Raw genomic sequence first — 5,687 nt, 5'->3', positions numbered from 1 at the left:
GACTAAACTCGCAAAGGAATTCCCGAATCTTATCATTTTACACAATTTTGATGTTCCAGGAAAATCTGGGGCTTTGAACAGCGCTCTAAAGCTGGTTAAAGAAGACATTGTACTTTTTCTTGATGCCGATGCTCGAGTAGATTGGGACTTCGTTAAAGAGTACTCCACGTTGTTTGATTTGCCAGGAATTAACGTTGTTTTCGCTGATTTTGAGTCATACAATCGATCACGCACTTTGGCGGTAATTCTTCAAGACCTCTATTTTTCCTTTATAAAGACATTTGTTTACTCAGGTTTGTTTTCGAAAACAATTTTCATGAATAGTGGTATTTTCATAAGGAAAGAAATTCTTGATACTGCAGGAAAATTTGACCCTTATACGCTTGTAGATGATTTTGATCTTGCGCTTCGGCTGATGAAAAATAAGGTCAAGGTGAATTTTGTAATGGGCAAAAAGTGTAGAATTCAGTACGCTTTAAACTTGAAGGACTTGTTCTTCCAACACTGCAGGTGGTACATCGGCGGGATAAAGAAAATTGCCCAACAGATTTCCCAGGGCCATTATTTTGGTATTTTAGTTTATATAACAATCGGTGCTTTAGTACTTTTCCCTTTGCTAATACCCATACTAGCTTATTCACTGGACGCAAAGTACCTACTCAGCGTGGTTTTTCCGTTGTTTTTTAGCGCATTATATTCAAGTGCAGTAGCAAGTTATCTGTTTTATAACAGGTATAGGCCAAAAGATATGTTAATCAACATTACCTTGGGTCTTCCACTGGGATATGTCTTTTTTCAGCTCGCAATTTTTTTCTCGCTTGTACGTGCTTTTGGGAAAAAATCTGTGTGGCACAAAGTGAAGCGTGAAGAACCATGAATAGCAGGATGTGAAAAGGATGCCATTAATTACAGTTATTATACCGGTTCTCAATGAAGAGGAGTTCTTAGAAGACACGCTGAAATCCATTCGCGCACAAAGCTATAAAGATTATGAACTTATCGTTGTTGACAACGGGAGCACTGATAAAAGCCCAGAAATCGCATCCAAATATGCGGACAAAATTATATTTGAAAAGCGTAGGGGCTCGATTTATGCAATGCACAAAGGGTTTAAAAACGCAGCGGGCGAAATAATAACCAGTTGCGATGCTGATACGATTTATCCCAATAATTGGTTATATAAAATGGCCAAAACTTTTAAAAATAAGAAGGTTGTTGCTGTATACGGCCCTATGGCTTTCAGAGAGAATGGACCATTTTTAAGAACACTTACCATATTTAGCTACTGTTTTTTAAATGCGCTTTCAAATCTTGTAGGCGTAAGCCTGTCAGGCGCAGCAAACCTTGGTTTTAGAAAAAGTGCTTATTTCGCTGCTGGCGGTTACAGACTTGATAGTAAAATTGCTTCCCAGGATTTCATACTTGTAAAAAAGCTCAAAAAAATTGGAAGAGTAAAATTCTGCCCGACTATGGTATGTTATACATCAAATAGACGTTATATGAAAACCAACTTTTTGCATGGTTTAAAAGAAGCTTTCAAGCTATGGCTTGATGTGGCTTTGAAGAAAAATAGGATTACTTACGACGAGTACTATGACGATGAATATTACAAAAAAAAGGAGAAATGATGCGCAAGAATTCTTTGCCACTTAAGGGAATTTTCTTTGGAGTAGCCACAAGCGTTGTTATACTGTTGGTTATTCAAAAAATTTTCGGTGCAAAAATAGACCTGGATTTATTGAAAAATGCCTGGAATGTTGTATTTTCGGCCATTTTTGTATTACTTTTTAGTTGGTGCATATCAGCATTAAGGATTATGTTGCTTTTAAGAACCCTGAATAATCGCTTGTCCTATTTTAGGTCATACCGTAGCATAGTTCTGAGTTTTTTTTTCAGTGCTATAACCCCCTTTGCTGCTGGTGGGCAGCCATTTCAAATCTATGATCTTACAAGGGCAAAAATTCCCGTTTCAAATGCCTCTGCAGCTGTAATCTCTCAATATCTAATGACCAATTTTGCCACGGCTTTTCTCGCTATTTTGCTTTTGCCACACTATTTAACTTTTTTTTCCAAATTAGAAACTCTTGGAACGGTTTTTGCAATAGGTATATTAATTACCGTTGGTGCTGGGATTTTCTTCACTATTTTGGCACTTTCAAGAAAAATGCTTATAGGCTTTTTGAATTTTTTGTCTCGTCGAAAGCTCTTATTTAAGATAGTGTGTAAGCTGACAAAGAAAGAAAAAAAGGAAATTTTAGAGGATATTCGCGAGAAGTTTAAAAGCTACAACGATGGAATGCGGAATATCTGGTCAAAAAAACCTTTAACATTGTTTAATGACTTTTTGCTTGCTATCGGGTATTTGTTGACGAGTTACGGTGTGTTCTATATCGTCATGGTCGGTCTTTTGTCTCCCGGTACAGAATACTCTTTTTCATTCATTGATAGCGTAGTAGCCCAGGTCCTTCTGAGTTTTGTGGTATATTTCATTCCCACACCAGGTTCAAGCGGAGGTTTTGAATCAGGTATGTTCGCTATGTTAAAAAACATGCTTCCGGATCAACAATTAATTATTGGCATTTCCATTTGGAGATTTGTCACTTACCACTTCCTGATTCTTATTGGCCTTTTGAGCTTTTTGCTGAACTTTGGCAAAAAACCACCGAAGGAGTTGACTCGAACGTGATAAAAAAATTCTTTGCTCATATAATATATGAATTCATCTGGTTACTTTACGCTGGAACCATATTCTTTATTCTTCCGTTGATCGCAAAATCAAAAAGCAAAGGCCATTTACCAAAACCTCCTTTTATATTGTGTGTAACCCATGTAGGCAATTTCGATCCACTCTTTGTCGTGAGAACCTCAGGACAGTATCGAGCAAAAGCATTGTATCAGGTGGACGGCCCTTATCCTCTGGTAAGATTTCTCTATAAAGCGATATGGCGTTTCAGAGTTACCCAGGATCCGCAAATAAAGCAAGCACTTAACAAAAAAACCATTCGGGATACAATATCCCACCTCAAAAATGGTGGTACAGTTATGATATTTCCAGAAGGCTACTGGAATTGGGAAAAAAAGCTTTATCCAGGCGTAGCTGTTATAGCTCATAGAGCAAATGTTCCAATTGTACCCGTTGGTATAGAAAATGGCTATGTATTCAAACCTGAGCTAGACGCTGAACCACCATTAAAGGCTGTAAGGCGTGTTATCAGAGATTACCGTAAATGTGGAACAATAACAATTCATTATGGAGATGCATTGTATCCAGATGTAAGCCAAAAGGAAGAAGCCGATGTTCAGCAAATAATGAAAGCCATAGAAAAAGTTTTTTCAGAGTATTACAGTGAATTTTACAACATGAAAGGTCCAAAGTGGATAGAGTAATTCTCATCTATATCATGATCGTTGAATTAAATAAATGCTCCTGGCGTTGATAAAAAAGAAATGATGATCAATAAATGAAAATCCTAAATCTTTAAAAAGCCCCGCAATTTTGCGGAGCTTTTCCTTCTCAATAACGTTACAGAGTAAACTTATCACTTTTCGGGGCATACATGATCTATCCAGAGTTCCTGACCACCAACGGAAAAGGAGTGTATATTTCCTTCCAAAGTTAGGAGCCCTTTTTCAGGGGTCGCCATAGTAACAGAAATCAACACTCCACCGACAGTTGATCCATCAAGATCGAGGAAATCATTCGTGTTCTTGAGAATTCCATTGATTGTCAGATTTATGTTCCCACCATATTCTCCAAAATACAAAGTGAGTTTCGAGTAAGCCGCTTTGAATTCGAATCTGACAGAAATATTGTTCAAATTCAGATCTTTTCCTGTATGTCCTGCCATGAGATTATTGTGTATAGCCGCTTCACCAGCCAGGGTTGGAGTTGATGACCCAAGCCAATAAAATCCCTCAAAGGTCAACTTAGTAAACTTGAGTGTAGTCGTATCCCCTACATAATAAGTAGTGCCAACTGCTGGTCCTTCAAAATCCACACAACTTAAAAACAACCAAATACAGCTGCTTGAAAGCAAAACAACTATCAAAAGCATTGGTACAAACCATTTTGCTCTTTTCACATTTTCACCCCCTATGCTCCTGATTATATTGCACAGTGAAGCTGATTTTATGCTTTGCTGACACTCTTTTCCTTTACCTGGTCGAAGCATGTTTATCCTAATGGAAAGAATAAAACTAAGTGGTATTATCCTAAACACTGATGTAGTAATCTCTTAAAGCCAAAATGCCTTTGAGAGGCCTTGTTTGTATATTATAAATAAAATGATAATGAGGTATCAAAAGCTTCAAAATTGACACGGCTAAGTGATAAACTGAATATAGAAAAGGGAGGCGATATATATGAAAAATATCCTACTCGTATATCCAGAATATCCTGACACTTTTTGGGGGTTTAAACACGCTCTGAAGTTTATTTCCAAAAGAGCCTCATTACCTCCTCTGGGACTGTTGACAGTTGCAGCATATCTCCCTGATGATTGGCACGTTAAGCTTATAGATATGAATTGTGAGAAGCTGAAAGATAGAGATATTAGAAGCAGTGATTATGTATTCATAAGCGCAATGAGCGTACAGAGTGAATCTGCCAAAGAAGTTATCAAGCGCTGTAATGAATTGGACATCCCGGTTGTAGCAGGTGGTCCTCTTTTCACAATGGTACCTGATCATTTTCCTAATGCGAACCATATTGTCATAGGGGAAGCCGAAGAGATTATGCCTGAACTCATAAATGATTTGAAAAGAAACGAGCTAAAAAGATATTACGCAGCCAAAAGATTTCCTGACATAGGAAAGACACCTGTTCCCAGATGGGATCTTCTGAATTTTAAGTGGTATCACTCCATGTGCATCCAGTATTCAAGAGGTTGTCCCTATGATTGTGAATTCTGTGAGATTGCCGCGCTCAATGGCCGCATACCAAGGTCTAAGACAGCAAATCAGATTATGAAGGAGCTGCAATCCCTTTACGATTTTGGTTGGAAAGGGGCTGTCTTTTTCGTAGACGATAATTTCATTGGAAAGAGGGCTGAATTAAAGAAAGCGGTTTTACCTGCTATCATACAATGGCAAGAAGAACATGGTTATCCTTTTAGTTTATATACAGAAGTTTCAATAGACCTCTCAGACGATGATGAACTGATAGCATTGATGGTCAAAGCGGGTTTTAACAAAGTTTTTATCGGTTTGGAGACCCCTGATATAGAAAGCTTAAAGGAAGCTAACAAGCGGCAAAACATCACCCACGATCTTGAAAAATCCATCAAGAAACTGCATTCCTCTGGGCTTGAGATACAGGGTGGTTTTATTGTAGGCTTTGACAACGATACTCCATCTATATTTAAACGTCAGTTCAGCTTTATTCAGAAAAATGGCATAGTTACAGCAATGGTGGGAATCCTGAACGCTCCCCGGGGAAGCAAGCTCTATGAAAGAATGGGGTCTGAAGGCAGACTGATTGGTGAGTCTATGGGAAATAACGTTGATGTTTCCATTAACTTCATCCCAAAAATGGATTTGAAAGTTCTAATTTCTGGATATAAGAACCTCGTAAACTGGCTTTACTCACCACGGAATTACTATAAGCGACTCAAAAAATTCCTGTCAACATACAGATTGCCGGATGTTTCCATACCAAAAAGGATTACCATCACAGAGATTAAAGCTTT

6 protein-coding genes are annotated in these 5,687 nt (G+C 38.0%); 5 read left to right on the top strand and 1 reads right to left on the bottom strand.

Annotation, left to right across the window (positions count from 1 at the left end; all coding sequences use genetic code 11):
• From AC3LHT_RS05775 to AC3LHT_RS05760, 4 genes are all read left to right on the top strand, one after another.
• Window positions 1-877, top strand: an 877-nt coding sequence (locus AC3LHT_RS05775) for a glycosyltransferase family 2 protein (RefSeq protein ID WP_488662245.1), incomplete at its 5' end; no start/stop codon positions are given.
• Window positions 878-896: 19 nt separating this feature from the next.
• Window positions 897-1,628 carry a glycosyltransferase family 2 protein gene (locus tag AC3LHT_RS05770; protein ID WP_488662244.1) on the top strand — a complete coding sequence of 244 codons (732 nt, stop codon included), beginning with the start codon at window positions 897-899 and terminating at the stop codon, window positions 1,626-1,628.
• On the top strand, window positions 1,625-2,686 hold the full coding sequence (locus AC3LHT_RS05765) for a lysylphosphatidylglycerol synthase transmembrane domain-containing protein (protein ID WP_488662243.1): 1,062 nt from the start codon (window positions 1,625-1,627) through the stop codon (window positions 2,684-2,686). The genes AC3LHT_RS05770 and AC3LHT_RS05765 overlap by 4 nt, the downstream gene beginning before the upstream one ends.
• Window positions 2,683-3,387: a lysophospholipid acyltransferase family protein gene (locus AC3LHT_RS05760; protein WP_488662242.1), complete on the top strand. Its 705-nt coding sequence runs from the start codon at window positions 2,683-2,685 to the stop codon at window positions 3,385-3,387. The genes AC3LHT_RS05765 and AC3LHT_RS05760 overlap by 4 nt, the downstream gene beginning before the upstream one ends.
• Window positions 3,388-3,539: 152 nt before the next feature.
• On the opposite strand, the gene AC3LHT_RS05755 is transcribed toward AC3LHT_RS05760, so the two are convergent.
• On the bottom strand, window positions 3,540-4,082 hold the full coding sequence (locus AC3LHT_RS05755) for a hypothetical protein (RefSeq protein WP_488662241.1): 543 nt from the start codon (window positions 4,080-4,082) through the stop codon (window positions 3,540-3,542).
• Window positions 4,083-4,362: 280 nt separating this feature from the next.
• Here AC3LHT_RS05755 and AC3LHT_RS05750 point away from each other — a divergent pair.
• Window positions 4,363-5,687 (top strand): B12-binding domain-containing radical SAM protein (locus AC3LHT_RS05750; protein WP_488662240.1); only part of this gene is annotated, 1,325 nt, incomplete at its 3' end.

It is taken from the genome of Kosmotoga sp. (assembly GCF_982836095.1).
This window is presented reverse-complemented; position numbering and strand designations above follow the sequence as displayed.